We start from the raw sequence: 12259 nt of genomic DNA on the forward strand, positions 1-12259 counted from the left end.
TCAACCCAATCTCATCGCGCTTTAGGCCGCTGCAACGGCGGCTTTTGCTGCTTGGCAGCAAGCCGCGCCGGGGTCGCGAGATCGTGACATCCCGGCGTGGCTGCCGCTCCAGCCGGTTTGGCGTAAACTGATCCGACCTGAATTTGTCGGCGTGAAGGTGGCCCGCGTTGGCCAGACCATCCCGGTAGCGATCAATCGGTGAACGAGCTTGCCCGAAAAGACGGATCCATCGGATCGAAGTGCGAGCGCTAGCTGGGCGCAGGACGCCTGGCTATGGCCGTTTGAAGCCGCGCGATTGGCGCTGGACATCTACTCGCAGTGGTACCCCAGTCGTGCACCCGAGCCCATGGATTCGCCGGGCGAAGCGGCGGCGCTGCCCTGGACGACAGCCCATGCGGTCGCGCTTCAGCTGCCGTCGATGCGCCTGCTGGATTTCTCGAGAGCGGCCGAAGGCCGGCCGCTGCTGGTCTGCGCGCCCTATGCGCTGCATCGCGCGCAGATTGCGGATCTTGCCCCCGGTCACAGCCTGATGGAGGCGTTGCAGAAGGCCGGCGTTGCGCGTCTCTATCTCACGGATTGGCGCTCGGCGGCACCGGAGATGCGATATTTCTCGATCGACACCTTTCTGTCCGATCTCAACGTGGCCGTCGACACGATCGGGCCGCCGGTCGACCTTGCAGGTCTCTGTCAGGGCGGCTGGCTGTCGTTGCTCTATGCGGCGCGCTTTCCGGGCAAGGTACGGCGGCTTGTGCTTGCCGGCAGCCCGGTCGACGTCTCGGTACCGTCGGAGCTTTCCCGGATGGTCGCCTCGCTTCCACGGCAAGGCTTCGAGGCGCTGGTCCGTCAGGGGGATGGGATCGTCAGCGGCAAGCACATGCTGCAGGCCTGGAGCATCCCGTTCACCATGCGTGACGCGGAAGCGGCGCTGCAGAGGCGGCTCGACCGCAATTCGGAAGATGCGCGGGCGTTGCTCGATCGCTTCACGCGCTGGAATGACGAGACGCTCGATCTGCCGGGCGCTTACTACCTCGAAGTGACCGACTGGATCTTTCGCCAGAACCGGATCGCGGCTGGAGACTTCCTCGCGCTTGGCTGCAAGATCGATCTCGCTGCCGTGAAGCAGCCCGTCTTCATGCTCGCCGCAGAGAACGACATCGTCGTTCCGCCCGACCAGGCATTTGCGACAGCGCGGCTCTTGGCCACGCCGCCCGCGTGGCTGCAATGCCATACCGAGCCGTGTGGTCACCTCGGACTGTTCATGGGCTGCAAGGCTCTCGCCGGTTCATGGCGCCGGATTGCCCGCTGGCTTCAGTCCGATCTCGGTGAGGCTGCGGGTGGGCGAGCGCGGATCAGCGCGTGAGTGCAAGATGAAAATGCCCCGAATTGCGCTTTGCGATCCGGGGCATCCGGTATCCGTTGGATGACGTGCGTCGCGTCTATTTCGCCGCGACAACCATGATCTCGACATTGTACTGCGGCGCCGCCAGCTTGGCCTCGACGGTGGCGCGGGCGGGGGTGTTGCCCTGGGAGACCCAGCCGTCCCACACCGCGTTCATCTCCGGGAACGTCTTCATGTCGGTGATGTAGATCGTCGCACTGAGCAGTTTCGACTTGTCGGTGCCGGCCTTGGCGAGGTGGCCGTCGATGATCGACAGGATGTCCTTGGTCTGGTCGGTGACGCTGCCGCCCGCGGCCTTGCCGGCGACGACGCCGGCGAGATAGACGGTGTTGCCGTGCACGACGGCCTGGCTCATGCGCGGGCCGGTTTCGAAACGCTGAATGCTCATTTGGGTCTCCACTTGAATGGCGGGCACTGTCTAACCTGCCAGAGCGAGCGCCGCCACTGCACAATTTGCAGCGCCGTTGACCGAAATCGCTCGAAATTGCTCCGAGATCGGCTCGGCGCAATCAGGTCGGCGGATTCTGCCCATTCGCCCAGCGTGCGAACAGCGCCACTCGCTCGGCCGGCCAGGCGCCGTCGCAGGGCATGGTCCCGGCCTCGAGCCGTGCAGGATTTGTTGGCAGTGCCTGGCGACATCCGCCTCCTTCCAGAGATCGAAGGCGAACAGCATCGAACAGCGGCCGGATGTGCTGCTCGAACTGCACGGCCTCGCCGGGGCCGGGGAGTGCCACGCTGATGTCGTTCGCGCCCTGCGTATCGCTTGCGGACGGCCGTGCGGCCGGCGTTGCGTTGCAGACCCACCACCATCGCGGCACCGGCATGTTCGGCGGCGGTGTTGCGCCGGCGCCGGTATCGTGCTGATGCGCGACGAACTGCTTGCCGACGATATCGCCGCGGGACGGCTGCAGGTGCTGCCGCCGAACTACACGACGCGGACCCGCGTCCGTCAGATCCTGTGGCCGAAGCACCGCAAGATGAGGCCGAAGCTGCGCGCGCTGATCGACTTCATCGTGGAGACGTATGGCTGAGACAGATCGCCGCAACGACGACGTGATCGCTCCGGCGCCTTGATATCCGCTCGGAACTCTTCTCACCACGCGCAACTGCCGACGGGCGGCACCTTGGAACCGACGTTTCGCCACTGGCCAAGGTTGTGACATCGCGACGGAGCGCGTAGGATGAGAACGTGCAATGAGGCCGTCGCGCCGATGCCGGGCGGCTCCCGTTCGAGTGAGGCGCGACATGCTGCCTGCCGAGGTTTGGACGCGCCTTCCCATTTCGAGAATTGAAGATCTGAGCGACGCCGTTCGCGGCGCGGGCCTTGAGGCGACCCAGATGTCGAGCGGTTATCTTTCGGGCAGTCTCGTCTTTTCGAACTCGGACGGCATCGAGTGCAGCAGCGGATTGATCAATGGGCGGGTTTCCCTGTTGGGCCCGCTATCCCGGGACAACATCACCATCGGCGCCATTCTGAAGCTCGAGACCGGCGCGCGGCATTGGCTGACCGAAGTACAGCCCGGCACTGTGGGCGTCTTCTTTCCCAACGACGATCATGACGCGCTCTATGCGCCCGGTTCGATGTATGCCGCTCTCACCTTGTCGGCGGAGAAGCTGGAACAGGAGGCCGCCGAGGAGGATCTGGTGCTTGACCGGACTGCCCTCGGGGAAACGGGGCTACATGCGCAGTGCCTTGCACCGGCCCTGATCGACCGATTGCGCCATTTGTTCGCGCGCATTCATGATGGGACCGTCACCGCGGACAATCCGATATCCGGTCAGCTTCTTTCCGCACTCATTGCGCATTTGGCCCGTCCGCCGCATCAGCGCATTGCCGGCAGGCAGCTGAACCAGTACGGCAAGATCGTCGAACGCGCGCGGGCCTTCATCCAGGAAAATCTTTGCGAGCCGCTGTCGGTCGATCAGATCGCCGCGTCCGCATATGCCTCGCGTCGCACGCTTTTTCGCGCATTTGAGGAAATTTTGGACGAAACGCCACGCAGCTATGTCCGGAAGCTGCGGCTTCACCGCATCAGGCACGATCTGGCGAGCGACGCCGAGAGGGCCTGCACGATCGCCCTCGTCGCAAATCAATGGGGCATCAGCGATCTCGGTCGGATGTCCGGTTGGTATCGCGAGCTGTTCGGCGAACGCCCCAGCGAGACGGTTTCCGCTGCCTCGCGCCTCTCATAGCAGATTGGCACGAACCACGTAGAAGGCCGTCCCTTGGCTTCCTATGCTGCCTCTTGATCGATCCAAGGGGTGGATTTTGCCGGCTGTCGTCGAAACGTGGCACCGCTTTGATATTTGCCGGATCGATGATCTCGGCAGCGCGATCTTCGGCGCCGAACTGGAAGCGATCCAGATGCCGGGGCGCCGCGTTCGGGGCAGCCTCGCTTTTGCCGCACGGGACGGCATTGCATTCAGCAGCGGTCTGATCGACGGCAACGTCCTCGTGCGAGGCGCGTTCTCCGCCGATGCGATCACGCTCGGCGTGATCCTTCGCATCGGCTCCGGATCGCGGCTCTGGCTCAACAATGTGTCAAAGGGAAGCGCAGGCGTTCTGCTCCCCGGCGAGGAATGCGACCTCTTGTGTCGCGGCAATGCGTTGTACGTCGCCGCGACGTTGTCTGCTGCGCGATTGAAGCAGCAGTTCGCCCGTCATGGGCTTGCCCTGGACCGCAACCTCCTGGACCGGAGCGGCCTTCACCCGGCGCCGCTGGCAGCAAGCGCCGTGCGCTGGCTGAGTGGTCAGGTCGCAGCCATCCACGACGCCAAATCAACTGCCGAAATCGACAGGCCCGGCATCGGCAGCAACTTCATTGAGGTAATCGTGAGCCACTATGCGCGAGCACCGCTGGGAAGGGACGAAACGTCGCACCCGGGCAGCCGCGCGCAAATTGTCCGCGCTGCCTGCAAATACATTGCACGCCATCTCGACAGCCCGATCTCGATCGAGGCGCTGTCGCAGGCGGCCTCGACGTCACGCCGCACACTCTTCCGTGCATTCTCGGAGCTGTTGGATGACACGCCGCGAGACTATGTGCGCCGGTTGCGGCTGCATCGGATCAGACGAGACTTGGTCACACACACTGAGGCAACCGTTTCGAGTGCGGCACAAAGCTGGGGCATGGGCCGGGATATGGGCCGCCTGGCGCGCGACTATCGAACGCTGTTCGGCGAGAGTCCAAGCGCGACCCTCGCGCTCGGCCGTGCGCTGCAGCATGACACTCCGTTGTAATGAGATTGGCACGATTTACGTAGACGCGCCCTCAGCGGCCTGATGTTCTCAAGACATATCCTGACCGCTCGAACACATGGTCGCGATCGAGAGCATCACCATAAGGGAAAGCGGCAGACGAGACCGGCCGGCACGCGTGCCCGGACGCCGTCCCTTGCTGAATGAATTTAATCAATTCGTACCGCCAGGCGAAGGACGTAGACAATCTTAGCGAACGGACGCGGATGTCCAGTCAACCAAAATGAGGAAGCCGATGACAACGAGAACCTCAATCCTGACTTCAGCGCTCCTGCTCTCTTCGATGTGCGTCGCAGTTCCCGCCGTGGCGCAGGATCAACCGGCGTCACCGCCTCTCGTCAAGCAGCTCAACAACGGCAACTGGCTGCCGCAGAAGGAAGCGGAGGATCTGCGCGACGAGCTGTTCTATCAGCGCGCGGTCCACGCCTACATGACCATGCTGCCTGCGCTCAATACGATCGGGATGAAGGACGGCTCGGAGGCGACTTTCGGCAAGGGCTACAACGTCCTGCCGATCTGGAAGGACCGGATGGATGTGCGCACCTGGATTCCGACGCCCAATGCCGACGTGATCTATTCGATGAGCTATCTCGACCTGAAAGAGACCGGCCCGCTGGTCGTTGCGGCGCCCGCCAACGTCATCGGCATGTTCACCGATTTCTTCCAGCGCACGATCACCGATGTCGGACTGATCGGCCCGGACCGCGCGCGGGGAGGACTCTATCTGCTGCTGCCGCCGGATTACAGCGGCGAGATCCCGGAAGGCTACTTCGCGTTCAAATCGAAGACCTACAACGTCCTGCTGTTCTTCCGCACCGTGATGAAGAAGGGCGAGAACGCGCCGGACCCGAAGGACGCGGTCGCGGGCGCCGAGCAGACCCGCGTCTACCCGCTGTGGACGCCGGAGAAGGATGTCAAGCCGATGCAGTTTCCGAACGCCAGCGGCAAGCGCATCAACATGATGTACCCGGTCGACACTACGTTCTGGACCAAGCTCAAGGCGTTCATCGACTACGAACCCGCCTCGGCGATCGATCCCGAGCTGCGCGGCGTGCTGGCCTCGATCGGAATGATCAAGGGGCAGCCGTTCAATCCGGACCAGAAGCAGCAGACGCTGCTGCAAAAGGCAGTCGAGACCGCGCCCAAGATGATCCTCGCGATGCGGCAGCTCGGCCGGCCGGATCAGCGCGATCGATACTACAAGGACCGCCAGTACCTGAACACGTGGGCCGCCGGCACCGCAGAGTGGCTTCAGGACGGCTATCTCGACGTCAACCAGCGTGCGAGCTACTTCCAGATCGCCTTCTCGACGGCGTCCGCGATGGTCATGCGGACGATCGGGGCCGGGTCGAAATATCCGTTCGCGTTGAAGGACGCGAATGGTGACTTCCTCACGGGCGGGAATACCTACAAGCTGCATTTGCCGCCGCATCCGCCGGCCGCGCTGTTCTGGGCCGTCACGGCCTACAACATCACCGACGGCACGATGGTCGAGACGCCGCAATTGCTGCCGTCGATCAACAGCCTCGGCAAGGTCGCGACCAACGGCGACGGCTCGATCGATATCTGGTTCGGTCCGAGCAAGCCCGCGGAAGCCGCCGATAGCAACTTCATCCAGACCGTCAATGGACGGAATTTCCTCGCGGCCGTGCGCCTCTACGGCACCGGCGTCGAGTTCTTCGACCAGACCTGGAAGCCCGACGACCTCGTCAAGGTGAAGTGACACGGCGCGAGATCATGGCGCGCCGTGTGCCGTGATCCAGCGAGGGACTGCAAGCCACACAAAGATACCGGAGTGCGATATGACAATTTCAACCAACGATTTCTCTGCCACCCGTCGTGACGCCCTGAAGACCGGCATTGGCGCAGCGTCGCTCGCCGCCGGGCTCACCAGCGCGGCCGTTCCGGTGGCGGTGTCCGCCGCTGCGGTCGCGGTGACGGCCGACAGCGCCAAGGCTCAACAGGCTTGTGCCGCGACCTCGAGCGTGACCGAGCCGGCCACTGGCATCGTGATGCAGCCTGACTATGCGAGAACCATCGCGCAGATGGCGTATGTCTGGGGCTGGCCGATGGTCAACATGATCAACCGCAGGGCCGCGATCACGCAGGCTCCGCAGCCCGGACATCTCAACGGCGTGCTGCCCGCAGCGCCGCGCGGCCAGATCGCGATGCTTGCCGACTACATCGAGCCGTCCGAGACTTTCGTGACCTGTCCCAATCAGGACGTCGTCTACGGCCTCGGCTTCTTCTCGCTCGACGAGGAGCCCGTCGTCATCCAGGTGCCGGACTTCGGCGACCGCTTCTGGGTCTATGCGCTCTACGACGCCCGCACCGACCAGTTCGGCGAGCTCGGCAAGCCGTACAAGTCAAAGCCCGGATTCTATCTGCTGGCCGGTCCCAACTGGAAAGGCCTCAAGCCGTCGGGAATCACCGACATCGTCCGCTGCTCGACCTCGCTCGCGAACGCCATTCCGCGCATCTTCCAGGACGACACCCCCGAGGACAAGAAGGCGATCCAGTCCGTCATCAACCAGGTCGTCGCCTACCCGTTGAAGGACTTCACCGGGAAGATGAAGACGATCGAATGGAGCAAGGCACCGACCATCCAGGGGCCGAAGTCATCAGGCGAAGAAACCAAATGGGTCATCCCCGAAAAATTCTTCGATCAGTTCGGAGAGGTGCTCGACATCGTGGACCCGCTGCCGGGCGAGGAAGCGATGTACGGCCAGTTCCGCCTGCTGCTGGACGCGGCTGCCAACGACCCGGAACTGAAGAAGGTGCTGGTCACGACCGCGACCGATACCGAAGACAAGGTCATCAAGGCATTCTTCCAGTGGAAGCACAACGGACGCCCGGCCGGTAACGGCTGGAACCGATCGACGAACAATGCGCAGTTCGGCCTGGACTACTTCAATCGCTCGGGCACAGCGAAGTCGAACATGTTCGACAATCGGCCGACCGAGACGCAATATTTCTACACCGACAACGATGGCGCCGGTGCAGAGCTCAACGGCCGCAACGGCTATGAGATCACGTTCGCGGCCGGACAGGAGCCGCCGGTGAACGGCTTCTGGTCGCTGACGCTATACAACGACAAGCACCTCTTCAATCCGAACGATCTCAAGCGCTATTCGCTCGGCACCAAGAACAAGAATCTCAAGCGCAACGCAGACGGCTCGCTCACGCTCCACGCCGGCGCGAAATCGCCGGGCGGCGACAAGGAGGCGAACTGGCTGCCGGCGCCGGATGGGCACTTCTCGCTCTACATCCGCGCCTACTGGGGCAAGGAAGGCATTATCGACGGATCGTGGAAGCCGCCGGCGATCAAGAAGGTATGACGCCTTGATCGCCAAGACTGTGGAGAGTGCAGCACGATTTCAACGCGCGAACACTTCCTGTTCCTATCCACTCTCGCCGGTGCGAGCCTCGTCGCGGTAGCTACGGCAACTGCCCAGTCCAGCCGCTTCGACGATCTCTCCAACCTGCCCTTCGAGCAGAATCGTCTGACCAAGCAAACGGCGCAAACGCTGAAGGACGCGTTGCTGTTTCAACGCGCGCGATTTCGGAATATTAGAAGAATGCGTCTGAGTTGCCCGACGTGTCAAGTTGTTTTGGCCGAGCGCGGGCCACCGCCGGCTACTTTGCATGGGGTTGTTTTCGATATTTTGGCGGCGCTCCCGCCTGCGGTCCCGTAAGTTCATGCTGCACCGGTCGAGAGAGCGGATTTCCGGCGGAACCTTAAGCAAGGAAAGCCCGTTGTCGCGGGATGTTGGGGGTAATCAACACAAGGAATACTCATGCGCATCCGTATCTCTACGGCGTCCGTCATCGTTGCGGCGCTCTCGCTCGGAACACCTGCTTGGGCGCAGGTGCAGGGGACGCAACCGAAGGCGATGCCGCAGGCTCAATCTGATCAGCCCACCGCCATCCGGAGCATCCAGGTCGTGGACATCAAGGAACTCAAGCCCGACGCCCGGTCGAAGGTCGAGGCTGTCGTCGCAAAGGCAAGCGAAGACGACCTGCGGAACCTTCGCGGTTCCATCGACGCGTCTGAAGAAGCAGTATCCGCGCTGAAGGCGAAGGGCCTCAGCTCGGCACAAGTTGTCGCGGTCAATCTCACCAACGGCATCCTGACGCTTTTCACCAAGACCGCCTGAACAAATTCGGACTCAGCAAATCGAGGCCCGCCGGTTCTCGCCGACGGGCCTCAACGCCCACATCAGGGAAAGGCGCTCCTAGCTCACCGCCTTCGCCGCCGCACGTCCCGCGTTGCGGCCCGAGAACAGGCAGCCGCCGAGGAACGTGCCTTCCAGCGAGCGATAGCCGTGCATGCCGCCGCCGCCGAAGCCGGCGGCTTCGCCGGCCGCATAGAGCCCGCGGATGATCTGGTGATCGTTGCCGAATACGCGCGACTCGAGATCGGTCTCGAACCCGCCGAGCGTCTTGCGGGTGAGGATGTTGAGCTTCACCGCGATCAGCGGGCCGTGCTCGGGATCGAGGATGCGGTGCGGCTTCGCGGTGCGGATCAATTTGTCGCCGATATAGCGCCGCGCATTGTGCAGGTTCATCACCTGCGCATCCTTGACGTAGGGGTTGGTGATCTCGCGGTCGCGCGCCTCGATCTGCGCCTTGATGGCGTCGAGCTGCAACAGATCGTTGCCTGCGAGCTTGTTCATGGCATCGACGAGATCAGCGAGATTGTCGCGCACGATGAAGTCGGCGCCGTGCTGCTTGAACGCCTCCACCGGCGCCGGCGCGCCCTTGTTGGTGGCGCGCTTGATCGTCATGCGCCAGCTCTTGCCGGTGAGGTCGGGGTTCTGCTCGGAGCCGGACAGCGCGAACTCCTTCTTGATGATGCTCTGGGTCAGGATGAACCACGAATAATCGTAGCCGGTGCCCATGATGTAATGCAGTTGCCCGAGCGTGTCGGAGCCCGGGAATAGCGGCGCCGGCAGCCGCTTGCCCGTCGCGTCGAACCACAGCGACGACGGTCCCGGCAGGATCCGGATGCCGTGACGCGGCCAGATCGGGTTCCAGTTCCGGATGCCCTCGACATAGTGCCACATGCGGTCGCGGTTGATCAGCCGCCCGCCCGCCGCCTCGGTGATGCCGATCATGCGGCCGTCGACATGCTCGGGCACGCCGGAGATCATGAATCTGGGCGGCTCGCCGAGCCGCTTCGGCCAGTTCTGCCGCACCAGATCATGATTGCCGCCGATGCCGCCGGCCGCGACGATCACCGCAGGTGCGCGGAAGGAAAAATCGCCGACGACGTTGCGCGAGGAACTCTTGCCGCGCTCGACCGAGCTCGGTTCCAGGATTGTGCCACTGACGCCGTCGACCGCACCGTGGGTGACGCTGAGCGCATCGACGCGGTGGCGGAACTTGAATATCAGCCGTCCGCTTTTCGCGGCCTCGCGCGCGCGGCGCTCGAACGGCTCGACGATGCCGGGGCCGGTGCCCCAGGTGACGTGGAAGCGCGGCACCGAATTGCCATGGCCCATCGCGTCGTAACCGCCGCGCTCGGCCCAGCCGACCACCGGGAAGATGCGATGGCCCATGGCGCGCAGCCAGTCGCGTTTCTCGCCGGCCGCGAATGCGACATAGGCCTCGGCCCATTTGCGCGGCCAGTAATCCTCTTCGCGATCGAAACCGGCGGTGCCCATCCAGTCCTGTAATGCGAGCTCGACCGAATCCTTGATGGCGAGCCGGCGCTGCTCCGGCGAATCGACCAGGAACAGGCCGCCAAACGACCAGAAGGCCTGGCCGCCGATGCTTTGTTCCCCTTCCTGGTCGAGCACGATGACGCGCTTGCCTGCGTCGGCGATCTCGGTTGCGGCCACGAGACCGGCAAGCCCCGCGCCAATCACGATCACATCTGCATCGTCAGCCATGTTCAGGTCCCCCGTCCCGCCGAGATTCAAGACCGCCTCATTGCGTGCGGTCAACGCCAAATGGACCTTGCCTGTGGCGGCGGAGCACCAAGCACGTGCGCCGCGCTGTTCCAGTTTGGGACCTTTCCCCACTCTCACTGCAGCGTGCGCGCAACACCCAATTTGAATTTGTTTTGACCGGCTTCACTCGTCTGGACAAAAATACGCGCGCGCAACACGCTCACGATTGTCTTGCATCACAGACCAAACAGATTCGGTTTCGACTGGGGCTGGCCAAAATGAAGTTGATGACGGGGTTGCTCGCTGCGGTTCTCCTGCTGGCGGGAATGGGGGTGTCTCAAGCTGTAGTCAGGATCGCCGACGATCGCGGCGGCAAGATCGGCGTCTATGTCGACAGGTATCAGGACCTGCGGACTTCGGGCGAGACGGTCATCATCGACGGGCTGTGTGCCTCGGCCTGCACCATCGTGCTCGGCAAGGTTCCTCACGACCGGATTTGTGTGACCTCGCACGCCAGCCTCGGCTTCCACGCAGCCTGGGACTACGGCGACAACGGCCGCCCGGTCCCCAATCCGGAAGCCACCCATATGCTGTACCTGATGTATCCGCCGGCGGTACGCAGATGGATTTCGGGGCGTGGTGGCCTGACCCGGCGCATGATCTTCCTGCGCGGCAAGCAACTGCAGGCGCTGTACAAGCCGTGCTACCTTAACGCCCAGGCCTCGGCGCCGAAGCCCGCGCACTAAGCTCCGGCTGCTTCTCTGTTTGACCCTCGTCGGCCATTGGCCTCGGCAGACGCCGGGGCGTGGACGCGCCGGCGCCGGAATTGCTCGCCATCATTTGACGGCCTGCGGCCGCCATTGCGCTTGCTGCCTGCCGGAACCGGGCTTATCTCAGCCTCATGGTTCAGCCGATCTCCACCCGATCCGAGCTCGTAACGGCTCCACAGACCCGGGTGGCGTCTGCGATCCTGTGGGGCGCGGCCGGTATCGGCGGATTGGCCCTGCTTGCCGCCGCCGCACTCTGGTTCCACTACGGGACCGCGGTGTTTTTCGAAATGATCACGGCCGGCATCTCCGCCTGCTTCTGACAAGGACGCCCTCGCATCATGCCCCGGACCACGCGCCCATTGGTGATCTTCGCTGCCTTCGCGGGCAGTCTGGCGGTCGGCCTGTTCCTCATGCTGTGGGCGATCGGCGGCTTGCGCACCGTTGCCGCGCCGGCCGCGATTGGCGGATCGTTCCAGCTCACCGACCAGTCCGGCCAGACCGTTACCGACAAGAACCTCCAAGGCAAGCCGACCCTGATTTTCTTCGGATTCACCCATTGCCCGGACATCTGCCCGACCTCGTTGTTCGAGATCTCGGAGGTCCTGAAGGCGATGGGCAAGGACGCCGATCGCGTGAACGCCTATTTCGTCTCGGTCGATCCGGAACGCGACACCGCCACCGCGATGAAGGATTACCTGTCGAGCTTCGATCCGCACCTCAAGGGTCTGACCGGCGATCCCGCCGCGATCGCCAAGGTGCTGTCGAGCTATCGCGTCTACGCCAAGAAGGTGCCGCTGAAGGATGGCGACTACACGATGGACCACACCGCGCTGATCTATCTGATGGACCGCGACGGTCATTTCGTCGCGCCGTTCAATCTGAAACGGACGCCGGAAGAGGCGGCGGCCGATCTCAAACGGTATCTCTGATCGCCCTT

General features: G+C 63.4%; 13 protein-coding genes. 11 read left to right on the forward strand and 2 right to left on the reverse strand.

Going from position 1 to position 12259, the window contains the following annotated elements; all coding sequences use genetic code 11:
• The first annotated feature begins 346 nt into the window (after nucleotides 1-346).
• Nucleotides 347-1360 (forward strand): alpha/beta fold hydrolase, encoded by a 1014-nt coding sequence (locus tag I6F38_RS15425; protein ID WP_225160941.1) that lies wholly within the window; start codon nucleotides 347-349, stop codon nucleotides 1358-1360.
• A 76-nt stretch (nucleotides 1361-1436) separates the two neighbouring features.
• Here the strand turns inward: I6F38_RS15425 and I6F38_RS15430 are convergent, their stop codons facing one another.
• Nucleotides 1437-1787 (reverse strand): RidA family protein, encoded by a 351-nt coding sequence (locus tag I6F38_RS15430; RefSeq protein ID WP_028334578.1) that lies wholly within the window; start codon nucleotides 1785-1787, stop codon nucleotides 1437-1439.
• A gap of 350 nt (nucleotides 1788-2137) precedes the next feature.
• On the opposite strand from I6F38_RS15430, the gene I6F38_RS43990 reads away from it, so the two are divergent.
• From I6F38_RS43990 to I6F38_RS15460, 7 genes are all read left to right on the forward strand, one after another.
• Nucleotides 2138-2263, forward strand: a complete 126-nt coding sequence (locus I6F38_RS43990) for a hypothetical protein (RefSeq protein WP_276573492.1) — start codon at nucleotides 2138-2140, stop codon at nucleotides 2261-2263.
• On the forward strand, nucleotides 2263-2430 hold the full coding sequence (locus I6F38_RS15435) for a hypothetical protein (RefSeq protein WP_249794178.1): 168 nt from the start codon (nucleotides 2263-2265) through the stop codon (nucleotides 2428-2430). The genes I6F38_RS43990 and I6F38_RS15435 overlap by 1 nt, the downstream gene beginning before the upstream one ends.
• Before the next feature lie 214 nt (nucleotides 2431-2644).
• Complete coding sequence (locus tag I6F38_RS15440; RefSeq protein WP_225160943.1) at nucleotides 2645-3592, forward strand: AraC family transcriptional regulator; 948 nt, start codon at nucleotides 2645-2647, stop codon at nucleotides 3590-3592.
• Between the two features lie 76 nt (nucleotides 3593-3668).
• A complete protein-coding gene (locus tag I6F38_RS15445; protein WP_225160944.1) occupies nucleotides 3669-4640 on the forward strand; it encodes an AraC family transcriptional regulator in 972 nt (323 codons plus the stop codon).
• A 253-nt stretch (nucleotides 4641-4893) separates the two neighbouring features.
• A complete protein-coding gene (locus I6F38_RS15450) occupies nucleotides 4894-6381 on the forward strand; it encodes a DUF1254 domain-containing protein (RefSeq protein WP_225160945.1) in 1488 nt (495 codons plus the stop codon).
• A 79-nt stretch (nucleotides 6382-6460) separates the two neighbouring features.
• Nucleotides 6461-7996, forward strand: coding sequence for a DUF1254 domain-containing protein (locus tag I6F38_RS15455; RefSeq protein ID WP_225160946.1), 1536 nt, complete (start codon nucleotides 6461-6463; stop codon nucleotides 7994-7996).
• Between the two features lie 459 nt (nucleotides 7997-8455).
• Nucleotides 8456-8815 (forward strand): hypothetical protein, encoded by a 360-nt coding sequence (locus tag I6F38_RS15460; protein ID WP_038384505.1) that lies wholly within the window; start codon nucleotides 8456-8458, stop codon nucleotides 8813-8815.
• A gap of 78 nt (nucleotides 8816-8893) precedes the next feature.
• On the opposite strand, the gene I6F38_RS15465 is transcribed toward I6F38_RS15460, so the two are convergent.
• Nucleotides 8894-10552, reverse strand: a complete 1659-nt coding sequence (locus I6F38_RS15465) for an FAD-binding dehydrogenase (RefSeq protein ID WP_225160947.1) — start codon at nucleotides 10550-10552, stop codon at nucleotides 8894-8896.
• Nucleotides 10553-10830: 278 nt separating this feature from the next.
• On the opposite strand from I6F38_RS15465, the gene I6F38_RS15470 reads away from it, so the two are divergent.
• The 3 genes from I6F38_RS15470 (at nucleotide 10831) to I6F38_RS15480 (ending at nucleotide 12251) form a co-directional block, all read left to right on the forward strand.
• On the forward strand, nucleotides 10831-11298 hold the full coding sequence (locus I6F38_RS15470; RefSeq protein ID WP_057016040.1) for a hypothetical protein: 468 nt from the start codon (nucleotides 10831-10833) through the stop codon (nucleotides 11296-11298).
• Nucleotides 11299-11453: 155 nt separating this feature from the next.
• Nucleotides 11454-11642 (forward strand): hypothetical protein, encoded by a 189-nt coding sequence (locus I6F38_RS15475; protein WP_057016041.1) that lies wholly within the window; start codon nucleotides 11454-11456, stop codon nucleotides 11640-11642.
• 18 nt (nucleotides 11643-11660) lie between these two features.
• Nucleotides 11661-12251 carry an SCO family protein gene (locus I6F38_RS15480; RefSeq protein ID WP_028339030.1) on the forward strand — a complete coding sequence of 197 codons (591 nt, stop codon included), beginning with the start codon at nucleotides 11661-11663 and terminating at the stop codon, nucleotides 12249-12251.
• Nucleotides 12252-12259: the final 8 nt, after the last annotated feature.

Source organism: Bradyrhizobium sp. BRP56 (assembly GCF_020194035.1).
Classification (GTDB): Bacteria; Pseudomonadota; Alphaproteobacteria; order Rhizobiales; family Xanthobacteraceae; genus Bradyrhizobium; species Bradyrhizobium australafricanum.

Coding starts and splice junctions, on each gene's coding strand:
- I6F38_RS15425 (WP_225160941.1), top strand. CDS start 347: ATGGATTCGCCGGGCGAAGCGGCGGCGCTGCCCTGGACGACAGCCCAT.
- I6F38_RS15430 (WP_028334578.1), bottom strand. CDS start 1,787: ATGAGCATTCAGCGTTTCGAAACCGGCCCGCGCATGAGCCAGGCCGTC.
- I6F38_RS43990 (WP_276573492.1), top strand. CDS start 2,138: ATGTCGTTCGCGCCCTGCGTATCGCTTGCGGACGGCCGTGCGGCCGGC.
- I6F38_RS15435 (WP_249794178.1), top strand. CDS start 2,263: ATGCGCGACGAACTGCTTGCCGACGATATCGCCGCGGGACGGCTGCAG.
- I6F38_RS15440 (WP_225160943.1), top strand. CDS start 2,645: ATGCTGCCTGCCGAGGTTTGGACGCGCCTTCCCATTTCGAGAATTGAA.
- I6F38_RS15450 (WP_225160945.1), top strand. CDS start 4,894: ATGACAACGAGAACCTCAATCCTGACTTCAGCGCTCCTGCTCTCTTCG.
- I6F38_RS15455 (WP_225160946.1), top strand. CDS start 6,461: ATGACAATTTCAACCAACGATTTCTCTGCCACCCGTCGTGACGCCCTG.
- I6F38_RS15460 (WP_038384505.1), top strand. CDS start 8,456: ATGCGCATCCGTATCTCTACGGCGTCCGTCATCGTTGCGGCGCTCTCG.
- I6F38_RS15465 (WP_225160947.1), bottom strand. CDS start 10,552: ATGGCTGACGATGCAGATGTGATCGTGATTGGCGCGGGGCTTGCCGGT.
- I6F38_RS15470 (WP_057016040.1), top strand. CDS start 10,831: ATGAAGTTGATGACGGGGTTGCTCGCTGCGGTTCTCCTGCTGGCGGGA.
- I6F38_RS15475 (WP_057016041.1), top strand. CDS start 11,454: ATGGTTCAGCCGATCTCCACCCGATCCGAGCTCGTAACGGCTCCACAG.
- I6F38_RS15480 (WP_028339030.1), top strand. CDS start 11,661: ATGCCCCGGACCACGCGCCCATTGGTGATCTTCGCTGCCTTCGCGGGC.